The sequence below is a fragment of the Empedobacter sp. UBA5036 genome (assembly GCF_002415215.1).
GTDB lineage: Bacteria > Bacteroidota > Bacteroidia > Flavobacteriales > Weeksellaceae > Empedobacter > Empedobacter falsenii_B.
Genome location: NZ_DICC01000020.1, coordinates 1 through 22,869, shown reverse-complemented (window position 1 = coordinate 22,869; position 22,869 = coordinate 1). Strand labels below are relative to the sequence as shown.

The following is a 22,869-nucleotide window of genomic DNA, read 5'->3' as shown; positions in this document are numbered from 1 at the left end:
AGCCAATCAAAATGCCAAAGCAATTAGAATTAATTAGACGAAACAAAATCAATACGTTATGTTTTTATGGGTTTTTACTCAAATAAAAAACCCTTCCAAAATGGAAGGGTTTATTTTCATTATGATAAAGTATTTTATATCTGTTTTTCATTTTGAACAAAAATTCGTCAGTTCGAGTTATTTTCGTTTCGATAGAATAAGAAAATAGTATCGAGAACTTAGACGAATATATACCTAAAACCATCTTACTTCTCGATATAAAATTCTTTTCAGAATTTCACTCGAACTGACGGTTTTATTGATAAAATTATCAAAATATATAATGGTCAGTATTTTATATTAATTCAGTTCATATTCGGCTATTTTTCGATAAAGCGTTGTTAAACCAATACCTAATAATTCTGCCGTTTTTGTTTTGTTTCCTTTTGTAAATTTTAAAACTTTCTGAATATGTTTTTTTTCCATTAAAGCTAATTCTAATGAATTTTCGTTCTGATCAATTTCGCTTGTTTGAATAAATGAAGGAAAATCATTTGTAGAAAGTTCTTCATTTTCCGACAAAATAATAGCACGTTCGATCGTATTTTTTAATTCACGAATATTTCCTGGCCACGAATATTTTTTTAGAAAAAGTAAAGCTTCCTGATTGATAGATTTTATATTTTTTTGATAATAATGATTAAAGTGTTTTATAAACTGATTCACGATTAGTTCGATATCCGAAACGCGTTCACGTAAAGAAGGTAACTCGATATGAAACACAGAAATTCGATAAAATAAATCTTCTCGAAATGTTCCGTTTGCAATTTCCTTTTCCAAATTTCGGTTAGTGGCTGCAATAATTCGTACATCAACTTTTGTAGGTTTTGTTTCGCCGATTTTAATAAACTCACCTGATTCTAAAACTCGCAACAATTTTGCTTGTAAATCCAAGGCCATTTCGCCAATTTCATCTAAAAAAATAGTTCCTAAATGTGCTTCTTCAAACAAACCTTTCTGATCTTTCATTGCGCCTGTAAATGCACCTGCTTTATGACCAAATAATTCACTTTCTAATAAGTCTTTACTAAAAGCCGAACAATTAATTGCAACAAAATTTTGGTTTTTTCTCAAACTTGATTGATGTATAGCTGTTGCAAAAACTTCTTTTCCAGTTCCTGTTTCTCCAGTTAAAAGAACGGTAGCATTCGTTGGTGCAACTTTTTGAGCTAATTGTAAAGCTTGTTCAAAAATTGGAGATTTACCCAATAATAAATTACTGTCTAATTTTGTTGATGTTGTTTCTTGAGAAATTTCATTCTCTTTATTATATTTCACACGATCCAAAGCTCTATACAACAAAGGTAAAATACGATTGTTATCATCCCCTTTTGTAATATAATCAAATGCTCCGTTTTTAATGGCTTGAACGCCGTCAGGAATATTTCCGTAAGCTGTAAGCAGAATAATTTCTATCAAAGGAAATTTTTCTTTGACTTCTTTTGCAAACTCAACACCATTACCATCAGGTAATTTTACATCACATAAAACAACCTCAGGAGAAAGTGTTTTAATTTTCTTAAGGCCTGATTTTAAATCTTCAGCTTGATGTATTTCAAAACCTTCTAATTCGAGAATTCGAGCTAGGAGAGTTCTGATTTTTGTTTCATCGTCTATGATTAAAATTGAATGCATTCTTATTACTTGTGAACAACGAAGGTATTGTTTTTATGCATATAGATTTGAAATAATTATTTAGTTAATTTTAATAATAAGCATGTTTTTCTAGTATGTAATAAAATTTCAAACCATCTCTAGAGTTTTTATATTTATCAATTGTAAAAAAATCCTTCGTCTAAAAAGACAAAGGATTTCTAAAAAACTCAAAATGATGATTTTCTAACCATCAACCTTACTATGTTGTTTTCCGTAGAAAAAGTAAATACAAATTCCGATTACTAACCAAATCAAAAGTCGCCACCAACTTTCCATTGTTAATGAAGTCATTAAATAAACACAAACAATTATTCCTAAAATTGGAACTAGAGGAACCAAAGGAACTTTAAACTTACGTTCGGCATTTGGCATTTTTTTACGCATCACAATAATTCCAATACAAACTAAAGTAAAGGCAAATAAAGTTCCGATACTTACCATATGACCTAAATCTTTGATTGGTACAAAACCAGCAAAAATGCTTACAAAAACCAAAAAGAATAAATTGGTTTTCCAAGGTGTACGAAACTTTTTGTGTACATCTGAAAAGAAAGAAGGTAACAATCCGTCATTACTCATGCTATAAAACACACGACTTTGTCCTAATAACATCACTAATATAACCGATGTATAGCCTGCGATAATTGCCAAAATCAATACACTTTGTAAAAATGTATAACCTGTTACTGCAAATGCTGTCGCTGCTGGTGACGCATCCCCCTTAAAGGTTTCGTATGGTACCAAACCTGTCATTACCCACGAAAATAATACGTACAAAATGGTACAAATAACCAACGATCCCAAAATACCAATCGGCATTCCTTTCTGTGGATTTTTAGCTTCTTGTGCCGCAGTAGAAACCGCATCAAATCCAACAAAAGCAAAGAAAACAACTGCTGCTCCTGCTGCAATTCCTGGCATTCCTCCGAATTGAGTTCCTGGAATATTTTTAGGAATAAATGGAATATGATTTTCTGGATTGATATGACTCCAACCCAAAATGATAAAAACAATTACGACACTTACTTTTAAAATTACAAGAATATTGTTGATAATTGCAGATTCTTTTGTACCTCTCATTAACACTAAAGAAAGTAGACATACAATAAAGATTGCAGGTAAATTAACCATTCCGCCATCGGCTGGAGCGTGCAACAATTCTTGAGGTAAATGAATATTAATTCCTTGCAAAAATTTATCGACGTAAGCCGACCAACTCACACTTACAGTTGCCGCTGCCAAAGCATATTCTAACACCAAATCCCAACCGATAATCCAAGCAATAAACTCTCCCATTGTTGCGTAAGAATACGTATAAGCACTTCCAGCAACTGGAATCATTGAAGCAAATTCGGCATAGCAAAGTCCTGCAAAAGCACAACCAACTGCGGCTAAAACAAACGATAAAGTGACTGCGGGACCTGCATGATCTGCCGCTGCAATACCTGTTAAACTAAATAATCCAGCACCGATGATAGCGCCAATACCCAAAGCAACTAAGGCTCCCGAAGAGAGAGATCTTTTTAAACCACCTTCCGTTTCTTGCGAATCTTCTATTAACTTCGCTAATGGTTTAATTTTCCAAATTGACATAAAAATACATGTATTAAAACTTGACGAAATGTAAAGTGTTTCAGATATATTTTTAAAATTCGAAAAATAAATTTTATTTTTTTTGGATATATTTCTAAAAGAAAACTTAAAATTTAAGAATAATATAATTTAAAACTAATATTAAAATATTTTTTTAAATTATTAATAATAATCACTCCATATTTTTAACGAAACAAAATCTTATAATCTAAACAAATACGAATAAAATTATTTTTGACTTATTTTATTGAGACAAAAAAAACCTCGAAAATTATTTTCGAGGTTTTGTATTATTTTATTGAAATGATCTTCTTATTCTGCAATACTTGGAACTGAAACCAATTCGTTTGTATCAGCATCATAATCGATTTCATCAAAACTAAATCCAAACAATTGTAAGAATTCATCATGATAACCTTTGATATCAGAAATTTCTTTGATGTTCTCAGAAGTTACAATTTTCCATAAATCATCCACTTCTTTTTGTACATCTTCGCGCATTTCTAAATCATCGATACGAATACGTCCATTTTCGTCCAAAGGAACTTCTCCGTTTGCAGTATACAAGCGCTCTGCAAACAAACGTTGCATTTGCTCGATTGTACCTTCATGAATTCCTTTTGCTTTCATTACTTTGTACAATAACGAAATATATAATGGCACAACTGGAATAGCAGAACTAGACTGTGTTACCAAAGCTTTGTTTACAGAAACGTAAGAAACACCATTCAAATCTGACAATAATTCGTTGATAACTGGAACCGTTTTTTCTAAATCGTTTTTAGCCATACCAATCGATCCATCTTTATAAATTCTATGAGTCAATTCTGGCCCGATGTAAGAATAAGCAACAGTTTTTACGCCTTCAGCTAAAACACCAGCAGCTTTCAAATCTTCCATCCAAAATTTCCAATCTTCACCTCCCATTACAGCAATTGTATTATCAATTTCTTCTTGAGATTCAATCGGATCAATTGTAATATCTGTTACTTCTGCTGTATGAAAATCTACTGTTTTATTTGTAAATGGTTCTCCAATTGGTTTAAGAACTGATGAATACGCAACACCTGTTTTTGGATGTGTACGACGTGGCGAAGCTAAACTGTAAACCACTAAATCTACTTGACCTAAATCTTGTTTGATTAAATCAATCGTTTGTTGTTTAATCTCATCAGAAAAAGCATCTCCATTAATACTTTTTGCATACAAACCAGCTTCTTGCGCTTCTTTCTCAAAAGCAGCTGTGTTGTACCAACCCGCAGTCCCCGGTTTTCTTGGCGCAGCAGGTTTTTCGAAGAAAACACCTATTGTTGCAGCATTATATCCGAAAGCAGCTGTAATACGAGATGACAGACCAAAACCTGTCGAAGCTCCAATTACCAATACTTTTTTTGGTCCTTCGGCTGAAATATTTTTTGATTTTACGTACTCAATTTGATTGTGAACATTTTTTGCAGTTCCCTCAGGATGAGTCGTAATGCAAATAAAACCTCTTGTTCTTGGTTGAATAATCATTATACTTAATTTAGTCGCATAAATTTATAAAATAAATTCTATATAACGAAACGATCTTTTTGTACATAAAATCATTCTATTTTTGAGATAATTAATAGGAATACTGATTTCGATTTACTATATTTACAATTACTCAAAACCTACTTACCTATGAAAGATATTCACATAGGCTCTTTAATCAAAAAAAGAGTCGACGAACTTGGAATTGATATATCCCGTATCAAGGGCTTCTTCAAAACTTATTCTGAAAAAGAAATTAATGCTCAATATTTAAGTAAAAGCATACAAACAGACGATTTATTAAAATGGTCGAAGTTGTTGGAATATGATTTTTTTTTAGAATTTATACACTGAAGAAAAAAAGAAATTTCTAATGAATACAATATCCCTAAAAACACTATTCATAATTGGATAAAAAACTCCTACCAAAAAATTAAATCTTATAATTTGAATTCTGTTTTAGAGATTTTAAAAATTCAGCAAAAAAATAATTACACCAATACTTTTACTGCTGATAAGTTTAAAATCAGTCGAAATACTGTAGCTAAATGGCGTAAAATATATGGGTATTAAAAAACGGTTTCAAAAAGAAACCGTTTTTTTTATTTATCTATTATTTTTATCCTCTTTTATTACTTTATGTACCGCCAAAGTTGCAAACGGAATAAATGCGTACATCACATAAATGATAAAGTCTTCGTCATCCCATTTATATATTCTTCTGACTCTAAAAAGTAAAATCAAGTAAGCTGTAAACCAAAAACCGTGAAAACAACCGGCAAATGGCATTGGCAACACATAATCGAATTGATATTTAATTGGCATTGCGACCAAAAATAAGAGCGTACAACTTATCGTTTCCCACACACATGATGTGCTAAACCATTTTTTTAACTTTTCGTCAGATACGTTTAACATTTTGCAAATTTAATCGTTTATTGATAGTAGAGGTATGATAATCATTAGTTAAAAAGGTTATTTTTACTCAATTATTGAAATAACTATTAATATTTATGATAATTAAATGTTATAATTATTATTATTTATGATAATTAAATGTTATAATTATTATTATTTATGATAATTATGCATAATAATTATCAATATTATTTATTAAATTTGTAAAAATCCAAAACCTCATAATTAATGCACGTAGATAATTTTCTTTCAAAAAAATTCAATTTAGCTTTACCCTACTGGACAATTATCTGTCCCATTCTTGCCATATTTTCACTAACTATAGCCGAAGGATTTAAAGATCAGATGTGGTTTTCTGGAGTCTTAGGAATCATTTTAATTTCAGCCGTTTTATCAGCTGTACATCACGCAGAAGTTGTAGCGCATAAAGTTGGAGAACCTTTCGGAACCATTATTTTGGCCTTAGCCATTACAGTTATCGAAGTTTCGTTAATTGTTTCATTAATGATGTCCGAACCTACCGGCTTTCCTTCAGTTTTGGCTAGAGATACCGTTTTTGCTGCTGTAATGATCATTCTTACCGGAATTATCGGAATCTGTTTATTGGCTGGAGGAGTTCGCTATAGAGAACAAAATTTTATCAAACAAGGTGTTTCAACTGCTTTAATTACTTTAGTTGCAATATCTATATTAACCTTAGTTTTACCTAATTTTTTAACTTCAGAAAAAGGAGGAGAATTTTCGACAAGTCAATTAATTTTTGTAGCAATTATTTCGTTGATTTTATATGGCGGATTTATTTCTGTCCAAACCATTCGTCACCGAGATTATTTCTTACCACAAAGTAGCAAAGATAATGTAACATCAGAATTGCATGTTGAAAAACCAAATTTACTTACAACGATTTCGAGTTTGGTTTTATTATTAGTTGCCTTATGCGCAGTGGTTTTGTTATCAAAAAAATTATCGCCAACCATCGAAACAATTGTGATGGATTTAGGCGCTCCAAAATCATTGGTTGGAATTATAATTGCCGGAGTTATCTTATTACCAGAAGGTTTAGCGGCATATAAAGCAGCAAAACAAGACCGTTTACAAACAAGTCTTAACTTAGCTTTAGGTTCAGCCTTAGCATCAATTGGATTGACGATTCCTGCGGTAGCAATTGTTTGTTATTTCACAGGATTAGAAGTTACATTAGGAATAGATGCAAAATCATCTATCTTATTAGTACTATCCTTGTTCACTGTTTATTTATCATTAAATTCTGGTCGAACAAATATTCAGCAAGGAATTGTTTTATTAACACTTTTTGCCACGTATTTATTTACTACAATAGTTCCTTAAAGGAAATTTGAAGACATAAAAAAACGACTCAAAATTTAATTTTGAGTCGTTTTTTGTTTTTATTTTTTTGGTAAAGAAACCATATTCGAATCTAATTTTTGATCTTTTTCTAAGAATATTTTTCCTCTCAAAATACTTTGAATTGTATTGATTAACTCTTTTTCGAAAGAATCTCTTAATTGAGATTGATGAAAAATCAACGAAACTTCTCGCGTTGGAACTGGCGACTCAAAGTTTTTGACAAATTTCTTATATTCTTGTGGCAAATCATCTGCAACCAAAGCAGGCAACAAAGTCATTCCGTATCCATCGTTTGCTAATTTAACTAAAGCTTCAAAACTTCCTGAATCTAACTTAATCGGACGATTTTTTAGATTTGAAGTATCACATAAAGCCAACACATTATTTCTGAAACAATGTCCTTCTTGCAAGATTAATAAATCAGAAGTGTTTAGATCATCTTCATTGATTTTATCTTTGTCAGATAAGCGATGCCCGTTTGGCACATAAGCCACCAATGGTTCATAATAAAGAGGTTTTTCGATAATTTGATCTTCGAAAAGTGGCGAAACCACAATACCAAAATCCAACGAACCATCTTTTATTCCTTTTATAATTTTATCCGTTTGCAATTCTTTGATAATAAGATTTGATTTCGGATTATTTTTCTGAAATGTTTTATAAAATAAAGGTACCAAAGAAGGTAAAACAGTAGGAATAACACCAATAATGAAATCACCTTCTAATAAACCTTTTTCTTCGTTTACCAAGTGTTTCATTCGGTTAGCTTCCATTAAAATTGTTTTTGCTTGCGCAACAATTTTCTCTCCAATTTGAGTGATTTTGATTGGATGCGATGTTCTATCGAAAATATCAATATTCAATTCTTTTTCCAATTTCTGAATCTGCATACTCAATGTTGGTTGAGTTACAAAGGATTTATCAGCAGCAATTGTAAAGTTCTTATGCTCAGCCACTGCCAGCACATATTGTAATTGTACTAATGTCATATATAAAAATTGATATCTATAAATTTTTGTGATAAAGATATACATTATTATATTATCAATCTATATCATAAATCATAATTTAATCCATAAAAAAAGCTCGAATAAATTCGAGCTTATCATTAAATATAAATTTAATTATTTGTTTAATTGTTTCTGAATTTCAGCTGTCCAATCTTGTAATTTTTTAGCATCTTCTGGTTTCAAAGTTTGAGTAAAACCTTGTAATTCTTTTTGAAAATCTACTGATTGTTTTGTCAATTCAGCTAATTTATTTGCATCACCAGCAGTTGCAGCTAATTTCATATCAGCAGCCCATTTGTTGTATTTCCCAACAAATTCAGTAATTTTTGGATCAGAGAAAGTTGGTAAATCTTTTGCTACATCAGCAACTTTATCCATTGTCTCTTTTCCAGCTTCTACTTGCTCTTCTACTGTATTTGCTACATTTTCTTGCGTATTTTCTACTTTTGCATCTACTTTTTCTTTTTCAGATTTACAAGAAGATAAAGAAACTACACCTAATACTGCAGCAGCTAAAAATAATTTTTTCATTTTTAATTAGAGTTTTAAAGTTAATATTATTGATTGTTCAAGTTAAACAAATCTAACGATTTATTTCTGTTAAATTTTTAATTTTCTTTCGAGAATTGGACTTCATATAAATTGGCATAATAACCTTTCTGAGCTAACAATTCGTTATGTGTACCTTGCTCAACAATCATTCCATTATCCATCACAATAATTTTATCTGCATTTTGAATCGTCGCTAAACGATGCGCAATGATGATAGAAGTTCTGCCTTGCGTTAGCTTATCAGTAGCTTTTTGTATCAATTCTTCCGACTCTGTATCAATAGAAGACGTTGCCTCGTCCAACACCAAAATCTCTGGATTATAAATATATGCTCTCAAAAACGAAATCAATTGACGTTGACCTACAGAAAGTGTCGAACCACGCTCGCTTACCTCACTGTAATAGCCTTTTGGTAGTGACATGATAAAATTATCAATTCCAATAATTTTCGCAGCATTTTGTACTTCTTCCAACGAAATATCTTTATTTCCTAAAACAATATTGTCGTAAATCGTTGTATTAAACAAGAAAACATCCTGCAAAACAACCGCAACGTGTTGACGTAAATTCTTCAATTCCATATCATGAATATTCACATCATCTATTTTAATTGTTCCAGAATCGATGTCATAAAAACGACTCAATAAATTAATAATTGTGGATTTTCCTGCTCCTGTCGCACCTACAATTGCAATTTTTTCTCCTGGTTTTGTCGAAAAAGAAATTCCTTTCAATACTAAATTATTCGGAACATAAGAAAACTTCACATTTTCAAAATCGATTTTACCTTTTACATGATCCAATTTTATTGTTCCATTATCTGGCAACGTTTGATCATCATCAATAATTTTGAACACACGATCTGCTCCTACCAAACCACGCTGAATGGTATTGAAACGTTCTGCAATTGCACGCATTGGCGCAGTTAACAACGTAACATATTGTGTAAAAGCAATCAAATCTCCGACAGAAACATCTCCATAAACAGCAGTTCTAAGACCTCCAAACCAAATCAAACTTCCTGTTGCTAAAGCCGAAATAATATCGACAACAGGAAACATTAATGAAAAATAGAAAACTGTTTTTAGATAATTTTTCTTTAGATCATTATTAATCGAAACGAATTTGTCATATTCTGCTTGCTGACGATTAAAAACCTGAATAATATTCATTCCTGTTAATCGTTCTTGCACAAACGTATTTAATTTCGCCACAATTGTACGTTCTTCTTGGTATACATTTTTCAATGCTTTTTGGAATAATCGTGTAATAATCATCATCAACGGAAGAATCACAATCACAACCGTTGCCAAAACCCAGTTCATCCAATACATCACAAAAACGATGAAAACGATTTTCAATACATCGCCTAACATCACTAAAATTCCGTCGTTGAAAACCTCTGCAATCGTTTCAATATCAGAAACTGAACGCGTCACCAAAACGCCATTTGGCGTTTTATCGAAATAACCAAGCTTGAATTTTATCAAATGATTATACAAACGAACACGCAACAAACGGATAACTCGCTGTGCAACAACATTCGCTAAATAAACCATAAAAAAGGACAAAATTCCTTCGAAAACTAATACCAAAGATAGTTTCACGATTTGCATTTGAAGCCCTGGTAAATCTTTTGTCTGAATATAATCATCGATGATATTCCCCGTTAAATACGGACGATAAACAGAAAAGCACGCACTAAAAACCGCGACAAAAACCACCGACCAAAACATCACTTTGCTTTGCGCCCCGATTTGTAAAACACGTTTTAATCCATTAAAATCAAACGATGTATTTTCGTTATTTGAACTCATTTTTAAATAATTCTTTTGGATATTGAACATCTACCAAATACAATCCTTGCGCTGGCGCCGAAGCTCCTGCCGAAGAACGTTGTTTTTGTTCAATAATTTCTTCAAAATCTTGGATAGAAATTTTTCCTAATCCAACCTCAACCAATGTTCCAACAATTGCGCGCACCATATTTCGCAAAAAACGATCAGCAGTGATTTGAAAAACCAATTGTCCGTTTTCATTTTTGCGCCAAAATGCCTCCCTTACATCGCAAATATTTGTTTTCACATCGGTATGTAATTTAGCAAAACTTCCGAAATCTCCTTGCTTAATTAACAATTTTGCTGCTTCATTCATTTTTTCAATATCCAATTCTCGGTTAAAAATCCAAGCACTATCAAACGCGAAAGGATCTTTGAAAGGTGAAATAAAATAATTGTAAGAACGCGAAGTTGCATCAAAACGAGCATGCGCTTCATCATCCATCAAAAATAAACGATAAGCAGCTATATCCTTTGGTAAAAAAGAATTTAACTTTTTGATTATATCAACCGATAATTCTTCTTCATAATCAAAATGAATAAACATCTTTTTCGCATGAACACCAGAATCTGTACGCCCTGCTCCGACAATCGAAATTTCTTTTCTTAAGATTTTAGACAATCTATCTTCAATAACTTCTTGAACCGAAATTTGATTGGGTTGAATTTGATAACCAAAATAATTTTTTCCGTTGTATGCTAATTCTAAAAAATATCGCAATTGTTGTAAATTTGAGCAACAAAAATACAACCTTTTGAAGAAAATTCTTTTACTTTCGGACACGCATTCTTATATCGACGATAGAATTTTGGAATATGCGCAACAAGCAGACGAAATTTGGCATGCTGGCGATATTGGCGATATTTCTGTAACCGATAAATTAGCTGAAATAAAACCTTTGCGTGCTGTTTATGGAAATATTGATGATAATAAAGCTCGCGCAGAATTTCCGCTCAACAACAGATTTACGTTAGAAGGTGTTGATGTTTGGATTACACATATTGGCGGTTATCCAGGAAAATATAATCCTACAATACGAAAAGAAATCACAGAAAATCCTCCAAAATTATTTATTTGTGGACATTCACACATTCTAAAAGTAATGCCTGATAAACAATTAGGGTTAATTCATATGAACCCTGGCGCAGTTGGTAAACACGGTTTTCAGAAAGTTCGTACAATGTTACGGTTTGAGTTGAATAAAGGAAAAATTGAAAATTTGGAAGTGATTGAATTTAAGAAATGATTTTCGAATCTCGCATTTCGAGATTCGAAGTTCGCATTTCGCTTTATTTCGCCAACTTGAATTCTTTCAGAATAGTAACAAACTTCGAATTAGTGATATATTCTCTAAATTCGTGCGAATCTTGTCCAGAAAAATCTGTTTCTTCTAAGAATGTATAATTTTTAGAAAGTTCATCATATAAATCTTTTTTGTAACCAAAATCTGTCGCAATCAAGCTTCGAGATAAAACCCCAATCTTTCCTTTCCCTAATACATAATCCGTATTATTTATCGTGATATGCATGCGTTTTAACTGAGGTGTAAAGGTTTTTAATTGATTATTATCCAATGTGAAATCAACTTTTCCAATCGCAGGTGCCAACATAATGCTGTAAATTTTATTATTATTTTCTAACAAAGTTTCTGCATTCGTAAAATCGACATGATGCGCAGTTTCAGCACGTTTTATCTCACTTTCACGCAACGAAGGATTCACCAACGAGCTCAAAACAACCGATGCGCCACGACTATGCGAAATCAAATAAACGTCTTTGTTATGAATGACATTCAAAATTCTACGAAGCCCGAAAACACCCGCCATTTGGCTATTTGTCGTTGCACTTACCCAAACTTTTGCAGTACCAAAAAGACTCTCGTTCACCAATCCATCCCAATAAAAATTAATCACCTCATCATTCGAAGAATTAATATTCATATAAGTTTTGGCTTTATTGTAATTTTTCAGGCTAAACAAATAATCATTATCAATTCCATGCACAAAAATGATGACACGTTTCTTATTTTTAACTCTTTTTTCGATATTTTTTAAACGCAAACTTTCATAAGAAGTTAATTGATTTTGAAAGTTGTTTTCAGTCGCAATTTTCATCAACGAATAATCTCTACGACTTGCATTTCTAGGAGGTTTACCATACGATTTCAACCAATTATCTGGGTAAAAATTTCCGTTTTGATCCACAAAAGAACTTGTTGTATTCGGTTGAATAAAATTATTTGGATTCTGAGAAGTTGGCACATTATGTATTGCTGCACATGACGTTAAAAAACTAATCACGAAGATATAAAACAAGTTTTTCATATGATAAAAATTGGTATGCGAAGTAACTACAATTTTCTTTATTTCGCAATAGATTTTGCACCTTCAACCATAAGTTTAACAAGGTTTTAAGTGAAATATACGATCAAACAAATTCTAACCGAAAAAAAATCATCGTGGTTGAAATGACCCAACAAAACGATGGAAATATTATCAAGAATGGAACAGAGCGTTATTTTTTCATTACAGAATTGACAAAGAAATTTTGAGAGAATTAGTTCCAAAAGATTTAGAAATTGATGAAATAAATGATTCTGATTGGGTCTCAATTATCGCATTTACAATGGAAAAAATTCGACCTCGTTTTTTGCCTGCACTCTCTCCTACTTCTGATTTTGACGAAATTAATTTGAGAACATATCTCACAAAAAATGGAAAATCTGGTATTTATTTTTCATCGATTCGAGACCAGATTTAATGCATTATTCAGAAGGTGTGCAAGTTGTCGCTTGGAAAAGGATAAAGTTTAACAATTAAATTTTCTTTCTCAATAAATGTTGCATTCCATTGAACCATTCTCGTTGAGAACCATCATCTATATAACCAACTTTTAGATACAAATCATATGCTGATTTATTTTTGAAATTAACCGCTAAAACCAATTCATCAATTGTTGGAAAATTATCTTTTACAAAATCATCCATCAAACTCATCGAAATTTTTCCGTAACCTTTTCCTTGAAACTCAGGGTTTATTGATAAAGAACGCAACAACAACGAATTCGTATTATTCGTCATCTCCAATTTATCGTCACCATAGTCTAACACAAAAAAACCAATTGGTTCATCATCTAACAAAATTGTAATTGGTTTTGCATGTCCATCTGTGCGTAATTTCAAACGCTCAAAAGTCTCGCTAGGTAAGGCTGTAAAAGAAATTTGATCTTCTGGTAAATGATATAACAAAGCATTGTGATGTTTAATTTCTGTATGTTTGAGTTGAATTGTTGGCATAATCATTATTTTCAAATAAAAGTAATCAAAACATTCTAAATCCTATGTAAAAACAACAACCTTTATCTATTAAATTATAGTCAATTACTGCACAAAATTTAAACTCATTCTAACCAAAATAGTTTTTAAATTGTAGTAAATATCAGTCTAAATCTACAATTATGGATGATCAAAACAAGTTAAATATTCAAATAGGAACAAGTCAAAATACAGATGGTATCTATATAGAAATCACAGAAAATGGATCTTATATCTTGCACGGAAAACCTAAAATTGTTCAGCAGTTTATCATTCCAAATCAGCAAGGAATTTCTGTCAATTACCAAGAAGGAGAAAAATTTGAAGCAAAAGATACAACTTATCTTTGCCGTTGTGGATTATCTCAACACAAACCTTATTGTGATGGTTCGCATAAAAAAGCAGCAGAAAATAATGTTGATTTAACTGAAAGAGCAACTTTTAATCCCGAATTATTAACTGCAGAAGTTATAGAAGAACCTGTTATTTCACTTACTGATGACGAGAAATTATGTGCTTTTGCTCGATTTTGTGATAATGGAAAACGTATTTGGAATCAAGTCCAAGATTCCACACACAACTCTGTTAATTTGAGTATTGAAATGGCGCATCATTGTCCTTCTGGACGATTGATTGTTTGGGATGAAAATAATCAACCAATTGAAAACGATAACACCTCAGCTTCTATTGGAATTATTGAAGATGTTGCGAATGATTTGAGCGGTCCTTATGCGTTATGGGGAGGAATTCCGCTAAAAAGTGCGAATGGCGAATATTACGAAGTGGGAAATCGATAAACAATTTGCCGTTGTGGACAATCTTTTAATTAGTCTTTTTGTGATGGAACACATGCTTAGATGAGATTTCAAGATGGTTTACCAAAGCAACAAAAAGTAAAAGGATTTTTTTTTATAAATGATATTAACATAAAACGCTCAAGAAAATCTTGAGCGTTCAATATAATAATGATGTTTATATTTTTTAATTATTAATTACACCAGAGCCTAAAAGTTCGTCTTCAACATACCAAGCACAGAATTGACCTTCTGTGATTGCAGATTGAGGGTTTTCAAATTCAACATACATTCCGTTTTCAGCTTTGTGTAAAATTGCTCTTTGCAAAGGTTGGCGGTAACGAATACGCGCCATCACTTCCATTGTTTCGTCGGTTTTCAAAGTTAAATCTTCGCGAACCCAATGTACTTCCTCTTCTTTTATAAACAATGCTTTCTTCAATAAACCTGAATGATCAGCGCCTTGACCTGTGTAAATAACATTAGTCTCTACATCTGTATCAATAATAAACAAAGGTTCTACTTTTCCTCCAACTCCCAATCCTTTTCGTTGACCGCGAGTGAAATAATGTGCGCCTTGATGTTTACCTACAATATCTCCGTCTTCTTGTTTGTATGAGAAACCTTTTGCTTCGAAATCTAATGCTTCATATTTATTTTCAAAAGTTGGAATTTCTCTTTTATATCCGTTCCAATCTTTGGCTATTTCTACAATTACACCTTCTTTTGGTTTTAATTGTTGTTGCAAAAATTCAGGTAAACTAACTTTTCCAATAAAACATAAACCTTGCGAATCTTTCTTATTCGCTGTAACCAAGCCTTGCTCTTGCGCAATTCTTCTTACTTCTGGTTTTTCTATATCTCCAATTGGGAATAATGCTTTGCTTAATTGATCTTGCGACAATTGACACAAGAAATACGATTGATCTTTATTGTTATCGTTACCTTTTAACAATTGAAAAATCTCTTTTCCATTTTCATCAATTGTAGAAGTTTTTCGTGCATAATGCCCTGTTGCTACATAATCTGCACCAAGTTCTAAAGCTGTTTTCAAAAACAAATCGAACTTAATTTCTCGGTTACACAACACATCAGGATTTGGTGTTCTTCCTTGCTCGTATTCATTGAACATATAATCTACAATACGTTCTTTGTACGAATCAGACATATCAATTACCTGAAAAGGAATATCTAATTTTTTAGCTACCAACAAAGCGTCTGCACTATCTTCTATCCATGGGCATTCATCTTCCAACGTTACCGATGCATCGTTCCAATTACGCATAAATAATCCGATCACATCATAGCCTTGCTCTTTTAGCAAATAGGCTGTAACACTTGAATCTACTCCTCCAGAAAGTCCTACGACAACTCTTTTCATCTTAAAAAATTTCAGTCTACAAAGTTATAAAATAATATTCGACGAATGAATATCATACATCAATCTATTTTTTGAATGATTTTGGCTGAAAAAATAAGATAAAAATAAGCGTACAAATTCCAGTTAAAAATGGATAATATAAGTTAGATAACACATCAACCGAAGAAACCTTTGTTGCACTTGAAATTGTATTTGCAGCTGCAACCGCTGCCAAAACTTGCGCACCATAAGGTAAGATTCCTTGTACAAAACACGAAACCGTATCCAAAATACTTGCCACACGTTTTCCCTCTAAATCATGATGATCAGAAATATCTTTTGCAATTTTACCACAAATCAAAATTGTAATCGTGTTATTTGCCAAACAAGCATTCGCCAAAGCTGTAAGCGACGCAATACTCATCTCAGCCTGACGTTTTGTTTTAATATTTTTGGTTAGATGATAAATGATAAAATCTAATCCACCATTCAAACGAATAATTCCAACAATTCCACCAATAATTAAACAAATAATACTCAACTCAAACATTCCTTTAAAACCTTCATTAATAGAAGAAACTAAGTCTAGTAAAGGAACACCAGAATAGAACAAACCAATTCCAAGAAACGAAAGAATTCCTACAATTAAAGCCCAAATCACATTAATTCCAGACATTGCTAGTCCAAAAACTAATAGATAAGGTAAGATTAAAATCAAGTCAAAATCTAACTGTTTTCCTTGAAAATTGGTTGTGTCAAAATGTTGAGAAAGTGAAAAATATATAATCGTCGAAACAATAGCTGCTGGAACTACTATTCGAAAATTAGTTTTAAATTTAGATTTCATGCTCACTTCTTGCGTACGTGTTGCAGCAATTGTTGTATCAGAAATAAATGATAAATTATCGCCAAACATCGCTCCACCAACTACTGCTCCTAACAAAATTGGCATAGAACCTGGAATCATTTTATCCATTTGCACTGCAATCGGCGCAACAGTTACAATTGTTCCAACCGATGTTCCCAAAGCCGTCGCAATAAAACAAGATAACAAAAAGAAACCTGCTACAATAAAGGAAGAAGGAAGATAATTCAAAAATAAATTCACTGTTGATTCTACAGCACCAATTGTAGATCCTAAACTTCCAAACGCTCCAGCGAGAAGAAAAATTAAAATCATCAACATAATGGTTTCTTCACCCGCATTCTTACAAAAAGCCTCGGCTTTCGTATGAAATGAAACCTTAGGGAATTGAACAAATGCAATTACTAATGCTAACATGAAAACAACCAATGCTGGAACAGAATAAAAATCGTTCAGATAAATAGATGCCGAAAAATAGACAAGTATGAAAATGATTAAAGGCAATAAAGCCCAAAAATTTCCTTTTTTTATGATCATATTACTAAAAATTCAGAAAAATATTCTGCAAATATCTATCGAAATTTTAAAACATGAAAATCAAATATTTATTGATTTATAAGTTTTTAGGACAGTAGAATAAAAAAAGGAACATCTTTCGAAAGATATTCCTTCATTTAGAAAAATTTTCTAAAAACTGTATTTTTATTTCGCAATTAATTTATTTGTTTGTGTAATTGCGCGCTCATTTTTTTCTTCAATCCAAGTTTTACCTTTTATTTTTCGCATCACATTATCGTATGTACGCATCAAAAATATGTTATAAATCGCTTCGGACAAATTTTTTGGTTTATGTGCCAACGAACGCAAACTCATCGAAAAACCTGGCGTCAAATATTTCATATAATGCCACCAACCTTCTGGCATATAAAGCATTTCTCCGTGTTTTAGGTCTGCAACCATCGGATTTATATTTTTCAGCGCTGGCCATTTATCAAAATCAGGATTATCAAAATCAATATCTTCTCTACAAATTACCGAATGCGGAATTTTGTACATGTATTTCGAATCCTTTGGCGGAACAATAATACAACGTTTTTTTCCTGCAAAATGGAAATGCAAAATATTCGCTAAATCGATATCATAATGCATAAAAACATTCGATCCTTCACCTCCAAAAAATAACATTGGCATCGATTTGAAAAGATTCAAACCCAAATCTGGCATTTTATAATCTTGTTGCAATTGCGGAACTTGACTCATCAAATTGTACAAAAATATACGCAAATCTGTCGGCTCACTTTGCAACAAATCTACATATTCAGACATTTTCATCTTTGCTACTGGTTCATTTACTTTCTTCGTATAATCAACCGGATCATTATTGTATAAAGGGACAACCTTGTTGCCTGCAACTTGTTTTATATACTCAAAATTCCACTTTTCGTACGCAGGCCAATCCTCTGTAATTCGCTCTACTACAACTGGTTTTTGAGGTTTAACGTAATATTTCTGAAAATCTTTTGCAGAAATACTTTCTACTCTTTCAACTTCTGTGAAATTAAAATTCATCTTTTATGTAAAATAAAGTGCAAATTTACTTAACTTTTTTGTTAAATCTGAAAGAAGCAATTATTAAACCAATCTTTTTTAAATATGATTTAATAATTATTTCTGATTTGATGATTTATTTAATATACATTGAACTTTACTATAACTGATGATAGAAAACACATCAATTCTTTCATTATCTTTACATTGAATTTTTAAAATCGATTCGTTGAACACAAAAAATCTATTTTTTTCCATTTTTTTTATTCTACTGAATACATTTTGTTGTGCACAGCAAATTTTTCCGTATTTGGAACTTCAAAATGAAGAAGATTTTGAAAAAATAGAAGCAATTTCTCTCGAAAATGACTATAATTTTCATCATTTATTGGGTAATTTGAGTCATAATTTTACTTTTCAGAACAATTCTTCGGAAGATATTTCGGCTAAATTTATTTATCCTTATCAAGCTTCTCAAAATGTGTACGAATTAAAAGCTTTTGTAAATGATAAAGTTTTCGAAATTCAATCCAAATCGATTGTAGATATTCGAAAAGAGTTAAAAAATATTGATGCTTCAACTATTTTTAAAAATCAACAAAACAATCAAGTTTTACAATTAGATTTAGGAAAAATTCCTGCACATGCTACACTAAAAATTAAGCTAAAAGTTTCGAAAATTGTTGAAGAAAATAATTTGAATTATCAAGTTTCGTTTTTAGAATTTATCGTGAAACGAACAGAATCTTTTACCCAAATTCATCGTTGGAACAATCAATTGAATGGTTTTCCGAAAAACATAAATTCAGATATTCATCTTTCGGGAAATTTTCCGATTTCAAAAATTGTTTCTGATTTAAAATTTTCAAAGGAAGATGATCGAAATTATGTTTCAAAAAATTCCGATAAAAAGATTCCAACTCTTCAATATGCTTATACAAAAAATGAACTACAAACCGGAATTGAAACGTTTACTGAAAATGGTTGCGATTATATTTTAGGAACAATTGAACCTGCAAATAATCCTTCTAAATATAATGCTCCACGAGAATTTTTGTTCGTTTTGGATGCTTCTGGTTCTATGATGAATCAACCAATTGAAACCACCAAAAAATTGATGTATCAACTTCTTCCAAATCTAAACGAAACAGATAAATTTAATATGTTGGTTTATTCTACGAAAAATGAATTAATTTTTAATTCTTCTCAATTTCCAACGAAAGAAAACATCAATTTAGCTTTAGAAAAAATTAATTCTTTGAATGGAACTGGCGAAAAATTATTGGATGAAACAATCAAACAAATTCAGAAAAATCCTTTTGATAAAAATTATAAACGAATCATTACAATTATTTCTGATGGAGCGATGAATTTGAATGAAACTGTTTACAATTCACTCCGAAATTATGCAAAAGATACTCAATTTATAACATTAGGAATTGGAAAGGAATTGGACTATCATGCGATGAATTTCATAAGTTTAGCAACAGGAACGCTTCCGATTACGGTCAATGAACCAAGAGAATTGAATCAGAAAATAACACAATTTCTGCAAGCTGTTTTGAATTCTTCTATTTATCATCTTAAAGTTCAATCATCCCAAATCAACCTCAACGAAACGTTTCCGAAGAATTTCAATACGTATTTAGCTCAAAATTCTGTCAATTTTGTTTCACGCGATTGTAATCGTCGTTATCCAAAAAAAATAGAAATTATTGGTAATCAATCGAACCAAAATTTCACTCAAAATTTTGAAATCAAACAACCAAATCCAAGTGAATTTACCGAAGCAATTAAGTTTTATTGGGCAAAACAAAAAATTGATTATCTCTTAAAAGATGAGGAACGTTGCGGTGAAATGTGCAAAAAAGATGGACGATATCGAAAAGAAATTGAGAAAATTGGAACTGAATTTAACATTTCAACACCTTATAATTTATTGATCCAGAAAGGAAATATAGAAAATTACAACAATGATTATGATACAGATGGCGATGGCGTGATGGATATCGAAGATGAATGTCCGTATATAAAAGGAAATCGTTTTGGAAATGGTTGTCCAGAAAGCAATTTGAGTGATAAAAAGATTGGAAATTATGTTCAAGATTATTCAAATTATTTAATGGAAACCGTCGAATTTGATTTTGATAAAGCTGAAATCAGAGCTATTGATTATCCAAAATTGAATGAAGTTGTTGCAATTATGAAACGAAATCCATCACATCATTTTGTTATCGAAGGTCATACAGATGCGGTTGGAACAGAATCTTACAATATAGATTTATCACAACGAAGAGCAAACGCTGTGTTGAATTATTTGATAGAAAAAGGCTTAAATAAAAATCGATTTTCAATTTCCGCTAAAGGTTTTTCAGACTTGAAACACAAAGAATGCAATCCTGCTGCAAATTGTATTGACTGGAAAAATTTTGAAAATAGACGAGTTAGATTTAAGATAAAATAATTATTGTAACAAAAAAAGACCAAGCTTTCACTTAGTCTTTTGTATCTTATAATAATTAACAGCTTAAGAAATTCTTTCAATCAAAGCCATGTAGAATCCATCATAATTAGTTTGAGATGGATAATGCATTTTATCTGAAACCATTTTATAATTTGGATTATTCTTCAAGAATTTTTCTACTTGCTGCTCATTTTCTTGTGGTAAAATAGAACAAGTTGCATAAACCATCATTCCACCAACTTTAATGATTTTAGAATAATCAGCTAATATTTTTTCTTGTGTTGCTAATATTTCGTCAATAAATTCTGGTCTTAATTTCCATTTTGCATCAGGATTACGTTTCAAAACTCCCATTCCAGAACAAGGTGCATCAATCAATAAGCGATCAGCAGAATTCTCCATACGCTTGATTGTTTTTGCTTCAATCACCTTTGTTTGTACATTCTGAACATTGTTACGTTTTGCACGACGTTTCAATTCTTTCAATTTCCAATCGTACAAATCCATTGCAATAATTTGCCCTTTGTTTTCCATCAAAGCAGCTAAATGCAATGTTTTTCCTCCGGCACCAGCACAAGCATCTACCACACGCATTCCTGGCTGAACACGTAAATAAGGCGCAATCAATTGCGATCCTGCGTCTTGAACTTCAAACCAACCATTCTGAAATTCATCTGTACGGAAAATATTTGTTTTCTCTTCAAGCTCTAAAGCATCTTGATATTTCGATAAAACTTTCGTTTTTATTCTACGCTCCTTCAACGCTTTTTGTAATGTTTTACGGTCTGTTTTCAAGGAATTCACACGTAAAACTGTTGGTGCTTGCGAGTTCATTGCATGCACTTCATCTAACCAACGATTTCCCAACGACTTCTCTCCTAACTCGAACATCCAATCTGGATACGATTCTGCAACCGCAATATTTTTAGACGAATTGTGATGTCTTTTCAAGACTTCTTTTGGATAGATTTTTTGAAATTCTTCCCATTTTGGTAACGTTTGCTCTGGATCTAAAGCAAACCAAGTTCCAACAAACTCCCAAATTGTATCAGGAGAAAGCGGACGGCTCATTGCCCCTTCAACCAAACGTTTCCAACGAACTAAATCGTAAACCGTTTCGGCAATAAAAGCACGATCGCGCGCTCCCCATTGCTTATTCGATTTCAATGTTCGCTCAACTTCTTTATCTGCATATTTTCCTTCGAAGAAAATTTGTTGCAATGTGTCGGTAATTCCGACAAATAAATTTTTATATGGTAAAATCTTCATAACTCGGTGCAAATTTACAAAGACTTAAATGATTAGCGTAATTAATTTATAAGATTATACAACTTCAAAAAGATCTTTTATCTTTTGAGGAACCTCAACCACTTTATTTTGCTGATAATCGAAGGTCACAATTCCTGTTTTCGCTTTTGCAATTAATTTATCTTTTGTAGAAATTTTATAGATTACATCAAAACTAACACGCGAAAAATCTTGCACACCAATCTCAATCAACAATTCATCGCCATAAAAAGCTTGATTTTTATACTCAATCGCAACATCACCCATAATCACGCTTACACCTCCAAAATCTAATTCCGAATAGCCATAATGTTGAAAAAACTGAATTCGCGATTCATGTATAATGGACAATACTTTATCGTTTGCCAAATGATTTCCATAATTGAGATCAGTTATGCGTACTGGTATTATTGTTGAAAATAAAAATTTGTCTAAAAAATCTAATTTTATACGAGCCATTTTGTAGATATCTTTGCTCAAAGATAAGAAAGTTGTATAAAAAAAAAAACGGGTTTAAGCTCCTCAGCTTAAACCCAATTGATTTTAAAAAAAACTTACACTAGTAAGTATAAATTTAACATTAAAAAAAATCAATCTTACTCTCTACTACCTATGGTCAAATTTAGAAATAATTTAATAAATACCAAAACTTTTTAGAAATTTTTTATTATTCTTTTTTATTTAAAATAAGACTGATATAAAAAACTCTAAATATTTAGATTATTATACCCGTAGTGCATTTGTATTA

Annotated in this window: 20 protein-coding genes; 5 read left to right on the top strand and 15 right to left on the bottom strand. The window is 31.5% G+C overall.

The genetic code is table 11. The features are described from left to right. Positions 1 to 339 precede the first annotated feature (339 nt). The 4 genes from B4J88_RS03370 to B4J88_RS03355 all read right to left on the bottom strand — a co-directional run bounded on the left by B4J88_RS03370 (position 340) and on the right by B4J88_RS03355 (position 5,721). Positions 340 to 1,674, bottom strand: a complete 1,335-nt coding sequence (locus B4J88_RS03370) for a sigma-54-dependent transcriptional regulator (protein ID WP_291066372.1) — start codon at positions 1,672 to 1,674, stop codon at positions 340 to 342. Positions 1,675 to 1,878: 204 nt separating this feature from the next. Then, positions 1,879 to 3,288, bottom strand: coding sequence for an amino acid permease (locus B4J88_RS03365; protein WP_291066370.1), 1,410 nt, complete (start codon positions 3,286 to 3,288; stop codon positions 1,879 to 1,881). A gap of 312 nt (positions 3,289 to 3,600) precedes the next feature. Then, the gene (gene fabV / locus B4J88_RS03360) at positions 3,601 to 4,803 is read right to left on the bottom strand and encodes an enoyl-ACP reductase FabV (RefSeq protein ID WP_180906024.1); all 1,203 of its coding nucleotides are present in this window, start codon (positions 4,801 to 4,803) and stop codon (positions 3,601 to 3,603) included. A 606-nt stretch (positions 4,804 to 5,409) separates the two neighbouring features. Further along, a complete protein-coding gene (locus B4J88_RS03355; RefSeq protein ID WP_038333915.1) occupies positions 5,410 to 5,721 on the bottom strand; it encodes a DUF3817 domain-containing protein in 312 nt (103 codons plus the stop codon). Positions 5,722 to 5,949: 228 nt separating this feature from the next. On the opposite strand from B4J88_RS03355, the gene B4J88_RS03350 reads away from it, so the two are divergent. Next, the gene (locus tag B4J88_RS03350; RefSeq protein ID WP_038333912.1) at positions 5,950 to 7,068 is read left to right on the top strand and encodes a calcium:proton antiporter; all 1,119 of its coding nucleotides are present in this window, start codon (positions 5,950 to 5,952) and stop codon (positions 7,066 to 7,068) included. A gap of 59 nt (positions 7,069 to 7,127) precedes the next feature. On the opposite strand, the gene B4J88_RS03345 is transcribed toward B4J88_RS03350, so the two are convergent. The 4 genes from B4J88_RS03345 to truA all read right to left on the bottom strand — a co-directional run bounded on the left by B4J88_RS03345 (position 7,128) and on the right by truA (position 11,210). Further along, the gene (locus tag B4J88_RS03345) at positions 7,128 to 8,078 is read right to left on the bottom strand and encodes a LysR substrate-binding domain-containing protein (protein WP_038333906.1); all 951 of its coding nucleotides are present in this window, start codon (positions 8,076 to 8,078) and stop codon (positions 7,128 to 7,130) included. 135 nt (positions 8,079 to 8,213) lie between these two features. Further along, positions 8,214 to 8,630, bottom strand: coding sequence for a hypothetical protein (locus B4J88_RS03340; RefSeq protein WP_280062513.1), 417 nt, complete (start codon positions 8,628 to 8,630; stop codon positions 8,214 to 8,216). Between the two features lie 77 nt (positions 8,631 to 8,707). Beyond that, complete coding sequence (locus B4J88_RS03335) at positions 8,708 to 10,468, bottom strand: ABC transporter ATP-binding protein (protein ID WP_038334120.1); 1,761 nt, start codon at positions 10,466 to 10,468, stop codon at positions 8,708 to 8,710. Further along, positions 10,455 to 11,210 (bottom strand): tRNA pseudouridine(38-40) synthase TruA, encoded by a 756-nt coding sequence (gene truA, locus B4J88_RS03330; protein WP_125350165.1) that lies wholly within the window; start codon positions 11,208 to 11,210, stop codon positions 10,455 to 10,457. Before truA ends, B4J88_RS03335 begins: the two co-directional genes overlap by 14 nt. A gap of 34 nt (positions 11,211 to 11,244) precedes the next feature. Between truA and B4J88_RS03325 the strand changes: the two genes are divergently transcribed. Beyond that, a complete protein-coding gene (locus B4J88_RS03325) occupies positions 11,245 to 11,736 on the top strand; it encodes a metallophosphoesterase family protein (protein WP_125350164.1) in 492 nt (163 codons plus the stop codon). A gap of 43 nt (positions 11,737 to 11,779) precedes the next feature. Here B4J88_RS03325 and B4J88_RS03320 read toward each other — a convergent pair whose 3' ends face one another. After that, on the bottom strand, positions 11,780 to 12,814 hold the full coding sequence (locus B4J88_RS03320; protein ID WP_219034553.1) for an alpha/beta hydrolase: 1,035 nt from the start codon (positions 12,812 to 12,814) through the stop codon (positions 11,780 to 11,782). 223 nt (positions 12,815 to 13,037) lie between these two features. Here B4J88_RS03320 and B4J88_RS03315 point away from each other — a divergent pair, with 223 nt between their 5' ends. Next, entirely contained in the window at positions 13,038 to 13,250 is a 213-nt protein-coding gene (locus B4J88_RS03315) for a DUF2071 domain-containing protein (RefSeq protein WP_260392011.1), read from the top strand. Positions 13,251 to 13,305: 55 nt separating this feature from the next. Here B4J88_RS03315 and B4J88_RS03310 read toward each other — a convergent pair whose 3' ends face one another. After that, the gene (locus B4J88_RS03310; RefSeq protein ID WP_219034554.1) at positions 13,306 to 13,785 is read right to left on the bottom strand and encodes a GNAT family N-acetyltransferase; all 480 of its coding nucleotides are present in this window, start codon (positions 13,783 to 13,785) and stop codon (positions 13,306 to 13,308) included. Positions 13,786 to 13,946: 161 nt separating this feature from the next. On the opposite strand from B4J88_RS03310, the gene B4J88_RS03305 reads away from it, so the two are divergent. Next, positions 13,947 to 14,600 carry a CDGSH iron-sulfur domain-containing protein gene (locus tag B4J88_RS03305; protein ID WP_219034555.1) on the top strand — a complete coding sequence of 218 codons (654 nt, stop codon included), beginning with the start codon at positions 13,947 to 13,949 and terminating at the stop codon, positions 14,598 to 14,600. 184 nt (positions 14,601 to 14,784) lie between these two features. On the opposite strand, the gene mnmA is transcribed toward B4J88_RS03305, so the two are convergent. The 3 genes from mnmA to B4J88_RS03290 form a co-directional block, all read right to left on the bottom strand. Then, complete coding sequence (mnmA, locus tag B4J88_RS03300; protein ID WP_219034556.1) at positions 14,785 to 15,978, bottom strand: tRNA 2-thiouridine(34) synthase MnmA; 1,194 nt, start codon at positions 15,976 to 15,978, stop codon at positions 14,785 to 14,787. A gap of 64 nt (positions 15,979 to 16,042) precedes the next feature. Next, positions 16,043 to 17,359 (bottom strand): Na+/H+ antiporter NhaC family protein, encoded by a 1,317-nt coding sequence (locus B4J88_RS03295; RefSeq protein WP_219034557.1) that lies wholly within the window; start codon positions 17,357 to 17,359, stop codon positions 16,043 to 16,045. A gap of 165 nt (positions 17,360 to 17,524) precedes the next feature. Then, positions 17,525 to 18,391, bottom strand: a complete 867-nt coding sequence (locus B4J88_RS03290; protein WP_125350158.1) for a cupin-like domain-containing protein — start codon at positions 18,389 to 18,391, stop codon at positions 17,525 to 17,527. 289 nt (positions 18,392 to 18,680) lie between these two features. Between B4J88_RS03290 and B4J88_RS03285 the strand changes: the two genes are divergently transcribed. Further along, complete coding sequence (locus B4J88_RS03285) at positions 18,681 to 20,834, top strand: OmpA family protein (protein ID WP_291066367.1); 2,154 nt, start codon at positions 18,681 to 18,683, stop codon at positions 20,832 to 20,834. A 63-nt stretch (positions 20,835 to 20,897) separates the two neighbouring features. Here the strand turns inward: B4J88_RS03285 and B4J88_RS03280 are convergent, their stop codons facing one another. Both B4J88_RS03280 and B4J88_RS03275 read right to left on the bottom strand, forming a co-directional pair. Further along, a complete protein-coding gene (locus B4J88_RS03280) occupies positions 20,898 to 22,103 on the bottom strand; it encodes an RsmB/NOP family class I SAM-dependent RNA methyltransferase (protein ID WP_038333863.1) in 1,206 nt (401 codons plus the stop codon). Positions 22,104 to 22,157: 54 nt separating this feature from the next. Then, entirely contained in the window at positions 22,158 to 22,601 is a 444-nt protein-coding gene (locus tag B4J88_RS03275; protein WP_260392413.1) for an acyl-CoA thioesterase, read from the bottom strand. Between the last annotated feature and the right edge of the window lie 268 nt (positions 22,602 to 22,869).